The sequence below is a fragment of the Stutzerimonas degradans genome (assembly GCF_024448505.1).
In the GTDB taxonomy this organism is placed as follows: Bacteria; Pseudomonadota; Gammaproteobacteria; order Pseudomonadales; family Pseudomonadaceae; genus Stutzerimonas; species Stutzerimonas degradans.
Genome location: NZ_JAMOHV010000009.1, coordinates 86,804 through 102,503, shown reverse-complemented (window position 1 = coordinate 102,503; position 15,700 = coordinate 86,804). Strand labels below are relative to the sequence as shown.

Below are 15,700 nucleotides of genomic sequence, written 5' to 3'. Positions count from 1 at the left end.
ATCGCTGGCGCAGGCCCCTGAAGGAGTAGTCCCATGATCGTGATCAACGCTCGTTTCCTGACCCAGGAGATTCGCGGGGTGCAGCGCTTTGCCGAGCAGCTCTCCCTCGAACTGGGCAAGCTGCGCAGCGATCTGCTGTTCGTGGCACCGCATGACGTGCATCTGCGCGACAGCGCCACCCAGCTCAACGTGCGCCGCATCGGCCGCAACCGCGGCCATCTGTGGGAGCAGCTGGATCTGCCGCTGTGGCTCGCGCGCAACGGCCGGCCGCCGCTGGTCTCGCTGTGCAACACGGCCCCGCTGGCCTACGCCAACCAGATCGCCACCCATCACGACATCACCTACGTGCGCCACCCGGAGAGCTATTCGCCGTTGTTCCGCCGCTTCTACCAGACCATGACGCCGCTGCTGCTGCGGCGCATCCGCGCGCTGATCACCGTCAGCGAGTTTTCCCGCCGGGAAATCGCCCAGCACTATGGCTACCCCGCAGACCACATCTGCGTGGTGCCGAACGCGGTGGCGCCGCGCTTCAGACCGTTCAGCGCGAGCGATTGCCGGGGCGCAGCAAAGCCGTACCTGCTGGCCGTCTCCTCGCCCAACGCGCACAAGAATTTCGAGCGGATGGTCGCAGCCTTTCTCAGCCTGGAGGGTTTCGACGATACCGAGCTGCGCATCGTCGGTGATTCGCATTCGGTGTTTTCCGCCGGCAACTGCCTGGTCAACGGCAACCAGCGCATCCGCATGCTCGGGCGCCTCAGCGACGAGGAGCTGGTGGAGGAGTACCAGGGCGCGCGGGCGTTCGTGTTTCCCTCGCTGTACGAAGGTTTCGGCATCCCGCCGCTGGAAGCGCAGGCCTGCGGCTGCCCGGTCATCGCTGCGCGCGCCGCGTCGATTCCCGAGGTGCTCGGCGAAAGCGCGCTGTACTTCGACCCGCTGGACATTCGCTCGATGGCCCTGGCCATGAGCCGTGTGCTGCAGGACGCCAGCCTGCGCAACGACCTGCGCGTACTCGGCCGTGCCAACGTGGCGCGCTACTCCTGGGAGGCCTCGGCCCGGACGGTCTCGCGCCTGATCGACCGCACCCTGGCCGGCAAGCACAACCACCCGGCAATCGCCCGCTGGAACCCCGGCCAGCGCTAACAACGCCGCATCGCCCATTCGTGCGCCGGCGCCCCGCGCTGCCGCACCTCCACCATCGAGGTGAACCCATGAAAATCGCCATCGTTCACGACTGGCTGGTGACCTATGCGGGAGCTGAACGGGTACTCGCCGCGCTGTGCGAGACCTGGCCGGAAGCCGACCTGTTCGCCGTCATCGACTTCCTCTGCGACGAGGACCGCGCGCGGCTGGGCGGCAAGCGCGCCACCACCACGTTCATCCAGCAGCTGCCCAAGGCGCGCAGCGCCTACCAGAAGTACCTGCCGCTGATGCCGCTGGCCATCGAGCAGCTCGACATGTCGGCATACGACCTGGTGATCTCCAGCAGCCACGCGGTCGCCAAGGGCGTGCTGACCGGCCCCAACCAGCTGCACATCAGTTACGTGCACTCGCCCATCCGCTACGCCTGGGACCTGCAGCACCAGTACCTGCACGAGGCCAGCCTGGATCGCGGCGTGAAGGCCAAGCTGGCGCGCATGCTGCTGCATTACATGCGCATGTGGGACCAGCGCACCGCCAGCGGCGTCGACGAGTTCATCGCCAACTCGCACTTCATCGCCAAGCGCATCAACAAGAGCTACCGGCGCCAGTCGACGGTCATCTACCCGCCGGTGGACACCAGCCGCTTCACCCTGCACGAGGCCAAGGAAGACTTCTACCTCACCGCCTCACGCATGGTTCCGTACAAGAAGATTCCGCTGATCGTCGAAGCCTTCGCGGCGATGCCGGACAAACGTCTGGTGGTCATCGGCACCGGCCCGGAAATGGAGCGCGTGCGCGAAGTCGCCAGCGCCAACGTCACCCTCATGGGCTACCAGAGCGACGAGGTGCTGCGCCAGTACATGCAGCGTGCCCGCGCATTCGTCTTCGCCGCCGAGGAGGACTTCGGCATTGCGCCGATCGAAGCCCAGGCCTGCGGCACGCCGGTCATTGCCTTCGCTCGCGGCGGCGTGCTGGAAACCATCCGCGGTCTGGAGCACGAAAAGCCCACCGGCGTGTTCTATCCCGAGCAGAGCGTCGACTCGATCGTCGCCGCCGTGCGGACCTTCGAGACGCATTGCCAGCGCATCAGCGCGAGCAACTGCCGCAGCAACGCGGAGCGCTTCGGTGGCGAGCGCTTCAAGCAGGAAATCAAGGCATTCGTCGAGGCGCGAATACGGGAAGTGTCGCTGCTCGACGGACAACTGGCGCTGCAGGGACGTGCGGCCATCCAGCCGCTGCTTTCGGCCAAGCACGCCTGACCGGTACGCAACCCACCTCACGGAGATTCAAGGATGAACACCGCAAAGCAGTGGATGAAAGCTGGCCGCACCCTCGGTCTGGTCTTGCTGACCGTACAGACCGCGCATGCCGAGCCACGCCAGGTAACCAGCCCGGCCGCAACGCGCTGCATAGGCGTGGCCGTTTACGAGAGCGCCGTCAAGACGCCGCCGCGCGCCGCCTGTTTGCGGTCGCAACCGCTGCGCGCCATCGCCATACCGGCGCCGCCGGCCGTGCGCCTGATCGCCGAACCGGCCGTTCAGCCCTACCTGCCCAGTACCCCGGATACCCGCCGTTACTCGTTCTGATCGACAGGCGCATCGACCGATGCGCAGGAGAACCAACATGCATCGCCCAGGTAATACCCGACGTCCAATGGTCCTCGCCGACGGCTATTCCTACACCGAAATCGTCCCGGTATCGCAGCCCGCCGGGGCTGGGCCGGGGCCGGAGTACGTGGTCATCTTCCATGCGCTGTTCCACCCCAACGATGACGATCAGCCCGCGGCGGCCTGCCCCCACGGCAGCCTGCTGTCCACCGCCGACGAAGCCTGAAACCGCCCCGCCGCGAGACGACCATGAAACGCACCACCACGATTGTGACCGTGACCTACGGCGACCGCCTGGGCTACCTGCAACAGCTGATCGAACGCGCGCTGGCCTTCGCGGCCATCGAGCGCGTGCTGGTGGTGAGCAACGCCGCCACCGCCGCGCTCGACACGCTGCGCGAACGCTGGCCGGAGCAGGTCGAGCTGCTCGAGCTGCCACACAACAGCGGCTCGGCCAACGGCTACGCGGTCGGCATCGAAGCCGCGCTGCAGCGCGGCGCCGAATACATCTGGATGATGGACGACGACAACGCACCGAGCGCCGCCGCCGTGGAAATCCTGCATCGCGAGCTGGCCGAACTGGGCAATGAGCACGGCCTGGCGCGTGTCGCGGTTCTGGGTTTTCGCCCCACCCAGCAGGCCGATATCGCCCAGGGCGTGCCGGCCTGCTTCGCCATCCAGCCGCGTTCGAGCTACTTCGGCTTTCACGTCGCCCAACTACCCTACAAGCTCTGGCGACGCCTGCCCTGGGGCTCGCCGCGCGGCACGCCGCCACGGCGCATCAGCCTGCCGTTCGCGCCTTATGGCGGCATGCTCGCGCACCGCAGCCTGTACCAGCGCATCGGCGTGCCGCTGCGCGATCTGGTGCTGTACGCCGACGATACCGAATACACCCGCCGCATCACCGAAGACGGCGGCAGGCTGTACCTGCTCACCGATGCGCTGATCGACGAGCTGGAGCTGTCGTGGAACATCAAGGCGCGCACTCGCAACATCTACGAGGCCTTCCTGCTCGGCGACTCGGACTTTCGCGCCTACTACAGCGCGCGCAACCAGGCCTGGTTCGATACCCACGTCTGGGTCGGCTCGCGCTGGCTGCTGCGCCTGAACCGCACGATCTTCCTCGCCCTGCTACGGCTCGTCGCCCATCGGCGCAACGCCCCGCAACGCCTGCGCCTGCTGGAACGAGCCATCCACGACGGTGAACGCTGTGCACTGGGCATGAGCGAGGCGTTCCCGCTGCGCTGAGCGCTGATCCAGGAGATTACCGGCAATGAATGCCACCGATTCGCGCGACAACAACTTCGACTTCCTGCGCTTCTTCGCCGCCTCGGCGGTGGTGTTCGGCCACAGCTTCTGGCTGTCCGGCCGTGGCACCAGCGAGCCGGTACGCCTGTTCACTGGCCGTTACGACAGCGCCGACATTGCCGTTCACCTGTTTTTCGTGATGAGCGGTTATCTGATCGCCGCGTCCTGGCTCAACAGCCGCAACGTGATCGATTTCGTCGGCAAGCGGGCGCTGCGCATCTTCCCGGCGCTGGCCATTTCGGTGCTGCTCGGCGTGCTGGTGATCGGGCCGCTGGCCACGCAGCTGCCGCTGGCCGACTACTGGAGCGGGCCGCAGACGCTGGGCTACCTGGGCAACATCGCGCTGCTGACGCAGTTCCAGCTACCCGGCGTGTTCGTCGACAACCCCTTCCCCAACACGGTCAACGGCTCGCTCTGGACCCTGCCCTACGAGGTGCTGATGTATGCCTCGGTGGTGCTGCTGGGCATGCTCGGGCTGTTCAACCGACGCATCGCGCTGCTCGGGCTGGCGTTGCTGTTCGCCACGCAGTTCTACCTGATTGCAGCGTTCGATCTGCAGAGCGACCTGCTGCGCAAGTTCAACCGGCTGGGGGTGTTCTTCTATTTCGGCGCGGTGCTGTACCTGTACCGCCATCGCATCCGCTGGAGCTGGAAGATCGCCGTGCCGCTGCTGGCGGCCAGCCTGCTCAGCGCCGGCCACGGCATCTGGCCGCTGGTACATTCGCTGACCCTGCCCTATCTGGTGATCTACCTGGCGCACCTGCGCATCCCACGGCTCGCCGGCTTCGGCAAGGCCGGGGATTTTTCCTACGGCCTGTACATCTTCAGTTTCCCGCTCCAGCAACTGCTGATGCACTGGAGCGCCGGCAACCTGCCGTTGCTGCCGTTCATGGTGCTTGGCTTCAGCGCCAGCCTGCTGGCGGCCGTGCTCTCGTGGCATCTGGTCGAGGCACCGGCGCTGGCGCTCAAGCGCCACCTGCCGCGCGGCCCGCGTCGCGCGACGCGCAGCAGTCCCTCGCTGGCCGGCGCCGCTACGGTACGGCGAACACCTTGACGTCGGCCGCCGCGGCGACCGCCTCTGTCTGGATCGGTTCCTGGCCGAGCTGGCGCACCTTGCGCAGCTGACGCACGCGTTCGAGGTTGTCCCAGGCGGTGGCGTAGTGCGACGGCGACTGCTCCATCGCGCTGCGGAAGAACTGCTCGGCCTCGTCCAGCCGGCCCTCCACCAGACAGACGTAACCCACGTCGTTGCTGGCCTGGGCGCGCGAACCGATCTGCTCGAACGCCGACAGCGCCGCCTCGTAGCGCTGCGTACGCGCCAGCAACAGGCCGTAGTTGCGCCACAGCGGCGCGTAGCTGCCGTTACGGTCGAGCGCGCGGCGGTAGACCTGCTCGGCCTCCACCCAGTGTCCGGCCATGTAGTACGAGTAGCCGAGGCTGTTCTGCACCAGCGCCGAACGCGGTTCGATCTGCAACGCCAGTCGGTAGTAACGCTCGGCCAGCGGAAACTCGTTGGTCAGGTCGGCCAGCACGCCGAGCGCGTTGTACAGGCGCAGCGGCGACTGCCGGTCCACCTTCAGCGCATCCACCGCGGGCATGACGTTCTGCGACGTGTTCGCCAGGCGTTGCTGATCCAGCAGCAGTGCGCGCGACAGCAGCTCGCGCGCCACATCCTGATCGCGCTTGGCCAGTTGCAGCATGCCCATCTCCGCCAGCGCGTCGAGATCGTTCGGCGCCTTGCTCAGCACCTCCTCGAAGGCCAGTTCGGCGAGCTGGATGTTGCCGCGCTCGCGGTGAATCCGCCCCACCCAGACCAGCGCCGAATAACGCTTGGGCTCCAGCTCCAGCACGCGCAGATACTGGAACAGCGCCTGATCCAGATCCCCCGCCTGATAGGCCATGTCGGCCAGCTGCAGCGCCTGCTCCAGCGAACCGGCTTGTTGCCGCGCGCGATACAGCACCGAATGGTTGCCGGCGTAGATGGAACGTCCCTCGCCCGGCTCCGGCCCCATCGACTGACACCCGGCGAGCACGGCCGACAGGGCCAGCAGCAGACTGATTCTTCTCATCTCACAATCTCCCGAACGCGTTGAGAACGCCGATCATGGCGGGGCCGATGGCGACCAGGAAAAAGCTCGGCCACAGGCAGAAAATCAGCGGGAACACCAGCTTGGTACCGATCTTGGCGGCCTGCTCCTCCGCCGCCTGGGTACGCCGGTCGCGAAACTCCTCGGCGTAGATGCGCAACGTGTCGGCAACGCTGGTGCCGAAACGGATGCTCTGCGCCAGCAGGCTGACCAGCCCGCGCACATCCTCCAGGCCGGTGCGCTCGGCCAGATGCGCCAGTGCCGCCGCGCTGGAAATACCGGCGCGAATCTCGGCATTGACCGTCGCCAGCTCCTCGGCCAGTTCGGCCTGGCTCACCGCCATTTCCTCGGCGACCCGCTCGATGGCCTGCGGCAGGGCCAGCCCCGACTCCACGCAGACCACCATCAGGTCCAGCGCATCGGGAAACGCACCGCGCAGCCGGGCCTGCCGGCGGTCGCGGCGCTTCTCGACGATCACTGCCGGCGCCAGCCAACCGAGGCCGACCGCCAGCCCCGCCACCAGCAGGCCGGTGGTCAGGCTGGGGGTGGTCACCATCGGCAGCACCAGCAAAGTCGCCACCAAGAGCGTGAGCGGCAGCAGCAGGCGGATCGCCCAGTACATCTGCACCGCCGCGGCAGAGCGGTAGCCGGCATGCTGCAGCAGCGCGGCGGTCGCCGAGCGCTGGCCGTCTTCGGCGCTGACGAAGCGCTGACCGACCTGCTCCAGCAGCACGTGCAGATTGCCGCGTGGCACCTGCGCGGCATGTTCGGCGCCACGCAGGCCGCCGCGCTTGATCACCGCCAGACGCCGGCGAACCGGGTCCTGCAGGCCCATCACCAGGACCGACAGGGTGCCCACCGCCAGCATCGCGCTCAGCGCCACGGCCAGCAGGAAGATCAGCCGTACCTGCTGTTCATCGCCCACCACGCTCTGCACCAGCCCGTAGAGATAGTCCATCACCGCGCCCCCCGCTCAAACCTGGATACGGATGATCCGGCGTATCCAGAAGATGCCCAGCAGCATCGCGCCGAAGGCCGCCATGCTGAGTTTCTGCCCGATGGGTTCGTTGACCAGCAACGGCAGATACTCCGGCGTGGTCAGCATGATCACCGCCGCCAGCACGAACGGCACCGACACCAGCACCCAGGCCGACATCCGCCCTTCGGCCGACAGCGTGCGGACCTTGCGCTGGAAGCGGAAACGCTCGCGAATCAACCGGCTGAGGCGCTCCAGCACCTCGGTCAGGTTGCCGCCGGTTTCGCGGTGGATGAGGATGCTGGTCACCAGCATCATCACCGTCATGCTCGGCATCCGCTCCAGCAGGCCGAGCATGGCGCGGCGCACGTCGTTGCCGTAGTTGATGTCGGCGAAGGTCAGGCCGAACTCGTGGGCGACCGCGCCCTGGTGCTCGTCAGCTACCAGCCGCAGCGTTTCGTTGAACGGATGGCCGGCGCGCAGCGCGCGGCACATGGCATCCAGCGCATCGGCCAGGCCCTCCTCGAACTCGGCGAAGCGATTGGCACGGTCACGTCCGATCTTCAGCAGCGGCAGCCAGAACGCCGCAAAACCCAGCAGCGCCGCCAGCCACCACAGCCGCAACAGCAACCAACCGAGCAGTGCCACCGCGACGCCCAGCACCAGCCCCAGCAGCACCACGCGATAGGCGCGGTAGTGGTGTCCGCTCTGCTCGATCGTCTGCGCCAGCCGCTCCATCAGCGGCAGCTGCTCCAGCGCGGCATCCAGCGGCGACAGGCGCTTGAGGTACTTCTGGCGCAGCAGCACCTGCATGTTCGGCAGATCGCTGGCCTGTTCGAGCAGCTGCAGACGCTCGCGGATGCGCTTGCGTACCCGCCCCGCCTCGCCGAATACCGGCACCGTCAGGCCCTGGCTGAGCAAGAACACCGCGACGAAGATCATGCCGAAGAACGCCAGGAAGAATTCAGCGGGAAGCTGGCTCATGGCTGCAAGGCCTCCATCCAGTCCGGGCGGAACAGCTCCAGCGGCAGCTCGATGCCGCGCTTGGCCAGCACGTCGCGGAACGCCGGGACCATGCCGGTCGGCCGGTAATCGCCGAGCACCTCGCCGTGCTCGCCAATACCGCGGCGCTCGAAGGTGAAGATCTCGGTCATGGTGATGATCTCGCCTTCCATGCCGTTGATCTCCTGCACGCTGACCAGCCGCCGCTTGCCGTCTTCCTGACGTTCGAGCTGAATGACCACGTCGATGGCCGAAGCGATCTGCTGGCGCAGGGCCTTGATCGGGAAGGTCGCGCCGCTCATCGACACCATGTTCTCGATGCGGCTCAGGGCGTCTCGCGGGGTGTTGGCGTGGATGGTGGTGATCGAGCCGTCGTGGCCGGTGTTCATCGCCGCCAGCATGTCCAGCGCCTCGGCGCCACGCACCTCGCCGATGACGATGCGGTCCGGGCGCATGCGCAGGCTGTTGCGCACCAGCTCGCGCTGGTTCACCTCGCCACGCCCCTCAATGTTCGGCGGCCGGGTTTCCAGGCGCACCACGTGCGGCTGCTGCAGCTGCAGTTCGGCCGAGTCTTCGATGGTGACGATGCGCTCGTTGTGCGGGATAAAACTCGACAGCACGTTGAGCATGGTGGTCTTGCCGGTGCCGGTGCCGCCGGACACCAGCACGTTCATCCGCCCGCGCACGATGGCCTTGAGCACCAGGGCGATGGCCGGCGTCAGCGTGCCCATCTGCACCAGGCTCTCGGCATTCAGCAGGTCCACGGCGAAGCGGCGGATCGACATGCTCGGCCCGTCGATGGCCAGCGGCGGGATGATCGCGTTGACCCGCGAGCCGTCCTTCAACCGCGCATCCACCAGCGGTGAGGATTCGTCGATGCGCCGGCCGAGACTGGAGACGATGCGATCGATGATGTTCAGCAGGTGCTGGTCGTCGCGAAAACGCACGTCGGTGCGCTGCAGCTTGCCGTGGCGCTCAACGTAGACCGAGGCATGGCCGTTGACCAGGATGTCCGACACCGTGGCGTCGGCCAGCAGCGGTTCCAGCGGGCCGAGGCCGAGCACCTCGTCGGTGATCTGCTTGATGATCTGCTGGCGCCCGGCGGCGCTCACCGGTGCGGCATGTTCGTCGAGCAGGCGCTGGCAGATTTCGCGGATCTGCCACGTCGCATCCGCCGGCTCCAGGGAATCGAGCAGCGACAGGTCCATCACCTTGAGCAGCTGCTGGTAGATTTTCTCGCGCCACTCGGCATCGATCGGGTTGAGCTGGCTGCGGGTCTCGTACAGCGACTCGACCGTCGCACTCTCCCAGGCCATGACGTTTTCCGCCGCTGCGGCCGCGGCTTGCGGCGTCGGTGCGCTGGGCGGGGTTCGCTTGCCTGCCTGCAGGCGGTTGCGCAGTTCGCTGAGCATGATCAACCCCCGAAGAATCGGCCAAAGGTGCGTTTGAGCAGCCCCGGCGCCACAGCCTCGCCACCGAGCAGTTCCCGGCTCATCTGCGCGATGCTCTGAGTCAGCGCCGCGCGCGGTGCGTGCAGCTCCAGCGGCACGCCGGTGTTCTGGCTTTCACTGGTTACCGCGTAATCGTTCGGCAGCTTCTGCGGTTCGCCGCAGCGCAGCGCCTCGGCAATGTCCTTGAGGCTGACCGGTGCCGCCTTGTCGTAGCGATTGACCACCACCTGCAGGCGCTCGCCGGCAACGCCGAGGTCTTCGCGAAGGATGCGCACCAGCCGCGCGGCATCCTTGAGGTGGCTGAGCGACTGCTGCATCACCACATAAACGTGATCGGCCTGCTCCAGGGCGATGCCGGTGAGGTGGTCGATCTGCCGCGGCAGGTCCACCACCACCCAGTCATAGCTGCCGCGCGCCAGGCTGAGCAGGCTTTCCAGCTGTTCCAGCTGCACGTCCTGAGTCAGGCACAGCTCGCCAGCGCGTCCGCCGAGCACATCCAGCGTCGGGCTGAAGTGGCTGCAGAAGCCATGCAGCGCGATGCCGTCCAGTTCATTGACGCGCTGCAGCACCTCGATATGGCTGTGCGTCGGATGCACGTCCAGGCAATGCGCGACGCTGCCGAACTGCAGGTCCAGGTCCAGCAGCAAGGTGCGCCGGCCGCGGGCGCTGAGCGCATGGGCCAGGTTGCAGGCCAGCATGGTGGCGCCGGAGCCGCCCTTGGCGTTCATGATGGCGATCACCTTGCCGCCGCACGCCTGGCCGTCACGCAGCTCCAGCGAGATACGGCCGATGGCGGCGAGCAGCTCGTGCGCCAGCACCGGCTCCGGGAAGAAATCCCGCGCGCCCGCCTGCATCGCCAGGCGCATGCAGTCGCGATCGTCCTGCGGGCCACACACCAGCAGCGGCGGCCGCAACTGCGCCGGGTGCTGCTGCAGCGCGCCCAGTTCCTCGCGCCATAGGGGGCTGGCATGCAGCAGCAGCACATCGGGCATCTGCTCCAGCCCGTACAGCGGATCGGTATGGCCGTTGCTCACCAGCCGGGTACTGACCTCCAGGCCAGGCAGCTCCTGGACCAGCGCCTTGAGGCGGGTCAGCGCGGCAGCGTCGCGGCTGCTGATCAACATGCGCAAGGTTTGCCGACCGGTCACGGCGACGCTGGGCATTTCGAGTGTATTCAGCATGGCGTGATCTCCGGGATGACATCAGGTTCGGCGTGGCGGCCGAGGCTTTCGCGAGGCAGGGTGGAAAAGAACGGCGGCAGCGTGAACACGCCGCCCAGGCCGGGAATCAGCAGGTTGAAGGTGAAGTTCTCCACGCGCAGCTGCACGTAGCGGATGTTGCTGAAGCCCGAGCCGCCGGCGGCTGCCGGGGCGATCTCGGCGCCGTTGGCGTCCAGGTACACCAGCCGCAGGTCGCTGGTATCGAGGTTGGCGATCAGGCTGCTGGCACCGGTTTCGTCGGCCGCGTTGAAGATCGCCCGGCGCAGGATGCGCGGATCGTCGATGTTGCACACCGCCGCCAGCCGCGCACCGCGGCGTACCGTTTCGTTGAGTGCGTTGACGGTGAAGAACAGCCGGCCCATTTCCAGCACGCCGAACAGCAGCACGAACAGCAGCAGCCCGACGATGGCGAACTCCACCACGTACACCCCGCGCATGCGCCGGGCGTTCATCACAGCGCCCTCATCACGCTGGTGGCCACCAGCGGAAAACTCAGCACGCGCGCGCCGTAGCCGACGTCCGGCAGACCGCTGCCGATGATCGGGCGGAACGCATAGCTGATGCTGACCTGCACGTGATCGGTCCCCTGCGCACCCACTGTCACCTGGGCGGTGGTCAGTCCGCTGACCAGCGGCTGGCTGCCGGCGCTCGCCACCGGCACGCCGTAGACGGCCAGCGCACGGGCCTGGGCGCGCAACTCGTCGGTCAGTTCCAATCGTCCGAGCGTGCGGTTCCAGGCCTGGCCGGCGACGAAGCGGCTGGCGTCGCGGCTGGCTTGCAGCAGGCTGTTGTACTGGTAAAGCAGGCGGCCCATTTCGCCGATGGCCAGCAGCAGGAGCAGCAGCAGCGGCAGCGCGATGGCGAATTCCACCATCGCCAGTCCGCGCTGGCGGGTCCGGGTGTTCGTCAGGCTGTGCATGCTCGCCTCCTCACGAATCGCTGCTCGGCGTGCGGCTGTTGTCGATGTAGGTCTTGTACAGCTGGATGATCTGCGGGCCGCCGTCGTCCACCGGATCGATATCCGGCACGTTGTCGCCTTCGCATTCGCGGATGAACTGGCCGAAGATCTGCGCCTGGTTGCCGGCGCCGGTCGGCAGCGGCTGGACCAGGAAGAAGCAGCCGAACCCCAGCACCGGCACCGAGGTCTGCCCGCCTGAGCTGCCGGTGCAGTTGCCGACCACGATCTTCAGCACACGCCGCTCGAACACGCCGTCGCTGCGGCAGCCGTTGGGGCAGTCGGCCACGCGCCGATGCCAGTCGTTGTAATCCAGCAGCGCCGCGCTCGGCGTGCTCAGGTCGCCGTCACGGGAGCTGACTTCCTGGCCCTGGTGCTCGACCTTGCCGGTGCTGTCGTTGTAGGTCATGCGCGGCGAGCTGTAATCGGTGACCAGATCGGGCGGGTACTGGCCGGCGCTGTTGGACAGCGCGCCGCTGTACTCGCCGAAGCGCGTGTTGAAGCCCTGCGACACCGGGCCGACCGTGTTGCCGGGCTCGGTTTCCACCGACTCGCCGACGCTGTTGCACTGCTCGATGCCGCCTGCCAGCGCCTCGCGCACATCCGCGCCGCCGCTGCTGTCGCCCAGGCGGATCAGCTGGAAGTTGCCAGGGCCGATAACCGGGTCATTGCCGGCCGCGCCCTTGAGCACCTGCAGGCCGCCGAAGCGATAGCCCCAGAAGAGACCGGCGTCGGGGTCGTACTGGCTGGGATTGCCGCACACCATCAGCGGGGCGATGTTGCAGGGGCTGGTCGGGCTGGGGCCGGCGGTGGCGACCGCGGCCACGCGCTTGTCCGCGTCGCTGCCGAACATCGACAGCATTCCCCAGAAGAAACGGGCCAGCGGAAACTCGGCCACGGTCACGCGCACGTAGCGGGCATCGGTCGGCCCCGGGAAGGCGAACGGCCCATAGACGCTGGCCGCCAGCTCGACGCGCACGAAGTCGCTCAGGTCGCTGCCCACCGCCTCGCCCAGCTCGCGGTTGCCGGCCGCCTCGGCGTTGCGCCGGAAGGTGTCGAGCGCGGCATCGCGGCTCAGCGTGCCGGCATTGCCCGAACCCATGACCTGCTGCAGCGTCTTGGCGCCGCTCAGCGCGGCGGCGTCCACGGCGTTCTGCAGGCGTGTCTTGTTGACCAGCATGTGGCTGCCATCGAGCGCCAGCGCCGCCATCAGCAGGATCGCGGCCAGCGCCAGGACGACCAGCACCATGACCGAGCCACGCTGGTGCCGGGGTAGCGAGTGCGTTGCGCGTGAGGCGTGCATGGCGCCGGCCTCAGTTTTCCAGGTTGATCTGGATCGGCTGCGCAACCTGCCGGGCATCGCCGGTGACGTCGCGGTAACCGTCGAGCACCTGCTCGGTCAGCGGGCCGTCGAAGCCGGTCGCCGGCAGCCCCGTACCCGGGTTGGCGGCGGTCTGCTGGTCGGCGATCTGCTGGTAGAGCGTGGCGTTGACCGAGCTGCCGAGCGGGCCGACGCGGCCTTCCTGATAGGGAATGCAACCGGCCAGCAGGGCGAACAGGCACAGCGGAACGATGGTTTTCATGGTGGCGGCTCCGTTATTTGAGGTCGTGGCCGAAGCGGCCTTCGCTGATGCCCAGGCTCACCGGCACCGCGCGGCCCGGCGTGCTGCCCTTGGTCTTGCCGAGCAGGTAGAACTCGGCGTCGCTGGGTTCGACGAAATGCTCGGTCGGCAGGCGCACCGTGCGCGCATCCACCGGCTTGGCCAGGTGCGGCGTGACCAGGATCACCAGCTCGGTCTCGCCGTGGATGAACTGCTGGCTGCGGAACAGCTGGCCCAGCACCGGCACATCGCCCAGGCCGGGGAAGCGGCTGACGAAGTCGCGGGTGTTCTCGCTGATCAGGCCGGCGATGGCGATGGTCTGGCCGTTGCCCAGCTCGACGGTGGACTGCGCGCTGCGCTTGGTCAGCGACGGGATGACCTGGTTGACGCCGTTGCCGAGGATGCTTTCCAGGCCGGTGTCGAGCACCAGCGAGTTGGCGTTGGAGAGTTCGCTGACCGATACGTTGAGGTTGAGATTGATCCGCCCGGAATCGAGTACCACCGGGAGGAACTTCACGCCGACGCCGAATTCCTTGAACTCGATGGTGATGCCGTCGTCCTCGGTGATCGGCACCGGGAATTCACCGCCGGAGATGAACTCCGCCTGCTGCCCGGTCAGGGTGGTCAGCGTCGGTTCGGCGAGCACCTTGGCCGAGCCGTTGTCCTTGGCCGCTTCGAGCACCACGTTGAAGAGGAAGTTGTCGGAGAGGAACTGGCCGAAGATGCCGGTGCCGTCGCCGAACAGCGTGGTCGGGTTGACCAGGCCGTCTTTATCGAAGCCCAAGCCGTCACCATTGTTGAAACCGCCGCCCGACCAGCGTCCGGACGAGCCGAAGTCCAGTGCGTTGAAGCGCACGTTGAGGTTCTTGAACAGGTTGCGCTGCATCTCGGCGACCTTCACCTCCAGCATCACCTGCTGGCTGCCGCCGACGCTCATCAGGTTGATCAGCGGCATCGGCTGCTCGGCCGCAGCACCGGCCTGCGCGCCCTGCTTGTCGTCCTTGGTGGCCTGCTGGGCGTAGCTCTCGGCCAGCTTCAACGCGCTGTCCATCGCTGCCGCATTGCTGACCTGGCCGCGCAGCACGAGCGCACCCTGGGCGCTGAACACCTCGATGGGCTCGTTGGGCAGCACCTGATGCAGCTTGCCTTTCAGCCCGCTCAGGTCGTGCACCACTTCCAGATCGAGGCTGTCGATCAGCCGGTTGTTGCCGTCCCACAGCAGCACGTTGGTGCTGCCGAGCGAGCGTCCGAGCAGGTACAGCTGCGTCGGGCTGGTGATGAGAATGTCGGCAATCGCCGGGTTGCCCACCGAGATACGCTTGACCGCCGTGCGCGTGGTCAGCACCCGCGATTTGTAGATCGGCACCTGCACGTCGCTGATATTGGCCGCCGGCGTGGCGCGTACTGCCGGCACGGTTTCGGCGCCCGCCAGCCCGGACAGCATCGCCAGGCTCCCCAGCATCAGGGCCAGAGCCCCCACTCTGCGCATGTTCTTCATAGCCCTCTCCTTGCATGTCAGGCCGTCGCGGCCGCGCGTCGCTGGCGGTGGTGGCCTACAGGCCCACCTTCGTCATGTTCACCTCGGTGCCGCGAATGATCGTCACGCCGCTATCCGCCGGCGCGCGCCGGCGCACCACCGGTTTCGGCGCCACGGCCACGGGAGCCGGGGCCGGCGCGGCGGCGACGGGTTTCTTCTGGTTATCCAGCGGGTTGCGCAGCGCCAGTTGCAGGCGCCCTTCGGTCATGGCCTTGACCAGCTGTTCGGCCTCCTCGGAGGTCATTTCCAGCGTCACCGCGCGCACCACCACCGGCTGGGTCTTGTCGGTGCTGGCGGTCTGGTCGACGGCCAGCACGCGCAGGTCTTCGAGAATGGTCTTGGCCTCGGCTTCGTCGCCGCTGCCCTTGCGCTTGGTGGCCAGCACATCGACCCGGTTGCCCGGCAGGAGGAAGCCGCCCACCCCCACCACATCGTCGACGCGCACCGATACCGCGCGCTTGTCGGTGGCGATCAGCGAGGCCAGCGTGCTGCCGCCCAGGTGCTCGGCCAGCCGCGCGCCGCGCAGCACGTCGCCGCGCAGCATGCCGAAGGTGGCGATCTTGCCGATCACCTCTTCGGTGGTCGCGAAGGAGTCGTCCGGCACGGTGCCCTTGGGCATGCGCACCAGGGTCACGTGCTGCGCCTCGACCATCTGCCCGAAGGGAATCTCGGTGGTGGCCACCACCACGTTCTGGGTGTTGTCGGTGGTGCCGGCGTCGAGCCGGGCGCTCAGCCAGTTGTTGGCCATCCAGACCGCGCCCAGACCGAGCAGCAGCGACAGCGCGATCAGCGTGAGGGTACGTGAGCCCATGTCTG

17 protein-coding genes are annotated in these 15,700 nt (G+C 67.3%); 6 read left to right on the top strand and 11 right to left on the bottom strand.

The window, feature by feature from the left end; genetic code table 11:
- Nucleotides 1–33 precede the first annotated feature (33 nt).
- The 6 genes from NAV27_RS13075 to NAV27_RS13050 all read left to right on the top strand — a co-directional run bounded on the left by NAV27_RS13075 (nt 34) and on the right by NAV27_RS13050 (nt 5,109).
- A complete protein-coding gene (locus NAV27_RS13075; RefSeq protein ID WP_102828591.1) occupies nt 34–1,140 on the top strand; it encodes a glycosyltransferase family 4 protein in 1,107 nt (368 codons plus the stop codon).
- Between the two features lie 68 nt (nt 1,141–1,208).
- Nucleotides 1,209–2,399 (top strand): glycosyltransferase family 4 protein, encoded by a 1,191-nt coding sequence (locus NAV27_RS13070; RefSeq protein WP_043298974.1) that lies wholly within the window; start codon nt 1,209–1,211, stop codon nt 2,397–2,399.
- Between the two features lie 33 nt (nt 2,400–2,432).
- Nucleotides 2,433–2,726, top strand: a complete 294-nt coding sequence (locus tag NAV27_RS13065) for a hypothetical protein (RefSeq protein WP_102828592.1) — start codon at nt 2,433–2,435, stop codon at nt 2,724–2,726.
- 37 nt (nt 2,727–2,763) lie between these two features.
- A complete protein-coding gene (locus NAV27_RS13060) occupies nt 2,764–2,973 on the top strand; it encodes a hypothetical protein (RefSeq protein WP_043298976.1) in 210 nt (69 codons plus the stop codon).
- A 23-nt stretch (nt 2,974–2,996) separates the two neighbouring features.
- The gene (locus NAV27_RS13055; protein ID WP_054094886.1) at nt 2,997–3,995 is read left to right on the top strand and encodes a glycosyltransferase; all 999 of its coding nucleotides are present in this window, start codon (nt 2,997–2,999) and stop codon (nt 3,993–3,995) included.
- Between the two features lie 25 nt (nt 3,996–4,020).
- The gene (locus NAV27_RS13050; protein ID WP_102828593.1) at nt 4,021–5,109 is read left to right on the top strand and encodes an acyltransferase family protein; all 1,089 of its coding nucleotides are present in this window, start codon (nt 4,021–4,023) and stop codon (nt 5,107–5,109) included.
- On the opposite strand, the gene NAV27_RS13045 is transcribed toward NAV27_RS13050, so the two are convergent.
- From NAV27_RS13045 to cpaB, 11 genes are read right to left on the bottom strand one after another with little or no spacing between them, the layout of a single operon-like run.
- The gene (locus NAV27_RS13045) at nt 5,087–6,124 is read right to left on the bottom strand and encodes a tetratricopeptide repeat protein (RefSeq protein WP_043298979.1); all 1,038 of its coding nucleotides are present in this window, start codon (nt 6,122–6,124) and stop codon (nt 5,087–5,089) included. The genes NAV27_RS13050 and NAV27_RS13045 overlap by 23 nt on opposite strands.
- A 1-nt stretch (nt 6,125) precedes the next feature.
- Nucleotides 6,126–7,100, bottom strand: a complete 975-nt coding sequence (locus NAV27_RS13040) for a type II secretion system F family protein (RefSeq protein ID WP_102828594.1) — start codon at nt 7,098–7,100, stop codon at nt 6,126–6,128.
- A gap of 15 nt (nt 7,101–7,115) precedes the next feature.
- Entirely contained in the window at nt 7,116–8,102 is a 987-nt protein-coding gene (locus NAV27_RS13035; RefSeq protein WP_043298981.1) for a type II secretion system F family protein, read from the bottom strand.
- Entirely contained in the window at nt 8,099–9,532 is a 1,434-nt protein-coding gene (locus tag NAV27_RS13030) for a TadA family conjugal transfer-associated ATPase (RefSeq protein WP_102828595.1), read from the bottom strand. Before NAV27_RS13030 ends, NAV27_RS13035 begins: the two co-directional genes overlap by 4 nt.
- A gap of 2 nt (nt 9,533–9,534) precedes the next feature.
- Nucleotides 9,535–10,752 (bottom strand): AAA family ATPase, encoded by a 1,218-nt coding sequence (locus NAV27_RS13025; protein WP_102828596.1) that lies wholly within the window; start codon nt 10,750–10,752, stop codon nt 9,535–9,537.
- Complete coding sequence (locus NAV27_RS13020) at nt 10,746–11,243, bottom strand: TadE/TadG family type IV pilus assembly protein (protein ID WP_054094880.1); 498 nt, start codon at nt 11,241–11,243, stop codon at nt 10,746–10,748. The genes NAV27_RS13025 and NAV27_RS13020 overlap by 7 nt, the downstream gene beginning before the upstream one ends.
- Nucleotides 11,243–11,710 (bottom strand): TadE/TadG family type IV pilus assembly protein, encoded by a 468-nt coding sequence (locus NAV27_RS13015; RefSeq protein ID WP_102828597.1) that lies wholly within the window; start codon nt 11,708–11,710, stop codon nt 11,243–11,245. Before NAV27_RS13015 ends, NAV27_RS13020 begins: the two co-directional genes overlap by 1 nt.
- Nucleotides 11,711–11,720: 10 nt before the next feature.
- Nucleotides 11,721–13,049 (bottom strand): Tad domain-containing protein, encoded by a 1,329-nt coding sequence (locus NAV27_RS13010; protein WP_102828598.1) that lies wholly within the window; start codon nt 13,047–13,049, stop codon nt 11,721–11,723.
- Nucleotides 13,050–13,059: 10 nt separating this feature from the next.
- The gene (locus tag NAV27_RS13005; RefSeq protein ID WP_043298987.1) at nt 13,060–13,329 is read right to left on the bottom strand and encodes a hypothetical protein; all 270 of its coding nucleotides are present in this window, start codon (nt 13,327–13,329) and stop codon (nt 13,060–13,062) included.
- Between the two features lie 13 nt (nt 13,330–13,342).
- Entirely contained in the window at nt 13,343–14,845 is a 1,503-nt protein-coding gene (locus NAV27_RS13000; RefSeq protein ID WP_102828599.1) for a type II and III secretion system protein family protein, read from the bottom strand.
- A 55-nt stretch (nt 14,846–14,900) separates the two neighbouring features.
- Nucleotides 14,901–15,695, bottom strand: a complete 795-nt coding sequence (gene cpaB / locus NAV27_RS12995; RefSeq protein ID WP_102828600.1) for a Flp pilus assembly protein CpaB — start codon at nt 15,693–15,695, stop codon at nt 14,901–14,903.
- Nucleotides 15,696–15,700: the final 5 nt, after the last annotated feature.

Coding starts and splice junctions, on each gene's coding strand:
- NAV27_RS13075 (WP_102828591.1), top strand. CDS start 34: ATGATCGTGATCAACGCTCGTTTCCTGACCCAGGAGATTCGCGGGGTG.
- NAV27_RS13070 (WP_043298974.1), top strand. CDS start 1,209: ATGAAAATCGCCATCGTTCACGACTGGCTGGTGACCTATGCGGGAGCT.
- NAV27_RS13065 (WP_102828592.1), top strand. CDS start 2,433: ATGAACACCGCAAAGCAGTGGATGAAAGCTGGCCGCACCCTCGGTCTG.
- NAV27_RS13060 (WP_043298976.1), top strand. CDS start 2,764: ATGCATCGCCCAGGTAATACCCGACGTCCAATGGTCCTCGCCGACGGC.
- NAV27_RS13055 (WP_054094886.1), top strand. CDS start 2,997: ATGAAACGCACCACCACGATTGTGACCGTGACCTACGGCGACCGCCTG.
- NAV27_RS13050 (WP_102828593.1), top strand. CDS start 4,021: ATGAATGCCACCGATTCGCGCGACAACAACTTCGACTTCCTGCGCTTC.
- NAV27_RS13045 (WP_043298979.1), bottom strand. CDS start 6,124: ATGAGAAGAATCAGTCTGCTGCTGGCCCTGTCGGCCGTGCTCGCCGGG.
- NAV27_RS13040 (WP_102828594.1), bottom strand. CDS start 7,100: ATGGACTATCTCTACGGGCTGGTGCAGAGCGTGGTGGGCGATGAACAG.
- NAV27_RS13035 (WP_043298981.1), bottom strand. CDS start 8,102: ATGAGCCAGCTTCCCGCTGAATTCTTCCTGGCGTTCTTCGGCATGATC.
- NAV27_RS13030 (WP_102828595.1), bottom strand. CDS start 9,532: ATGCTCAGCGAACTGCGCAACCGCCTGCAGGCAGGCAAGCGAACCCCG.
- NAV27_RS13025 (WP_102828596.1), bottom strand. CDS start 10,752: ATGCTGAATACACTCGAAATGCCCAGCGTCGCCGTGACCGGTCGGCAA.
- NAV27_RS13020 (WP_054094880.1), bottom strand. CDS start 11,243: ATGAACGCCCGGCGCATGCGCGGGGTGTACGTGGTGGAGTTCGCCATC.
- NAV27_RS13015 (WP_102828597.1), bottom strand. CDS start 11,710: ATGCACAGCCTGACGAACACCCGGACCCGCCAGCGCGGACTGGCGATG.
- NAV27_RS13010 (WP_102828598.1), bottom strand. CDS start 13,049: ATGCACGCCTCACGCGCAACGCACTCGCTACCCCGGCACCAGCGTGGC.
- NAV27_RS13005 (WP_043298987.1), bottom strand. CDS start 13,329: ATGAAAACCATCGTTCCGCTGTGCCTGTTCGCCCTGCTGGCCGGTTGC.
- NAV27_RS13000 (WP_102828599.1), bottom strand. CDS start 14,845: ATGAAGAACATGCGCAGAGTGGGGGCTCTGGCCCTGATGCTGGGGAGC.
- cpaB (WP_102828600.1), bottom strand. CDS start 15,695: ATGGGCTCACGTACCCTCACGCTGATCGCGCTGTCGCTGCTGCTCGGT.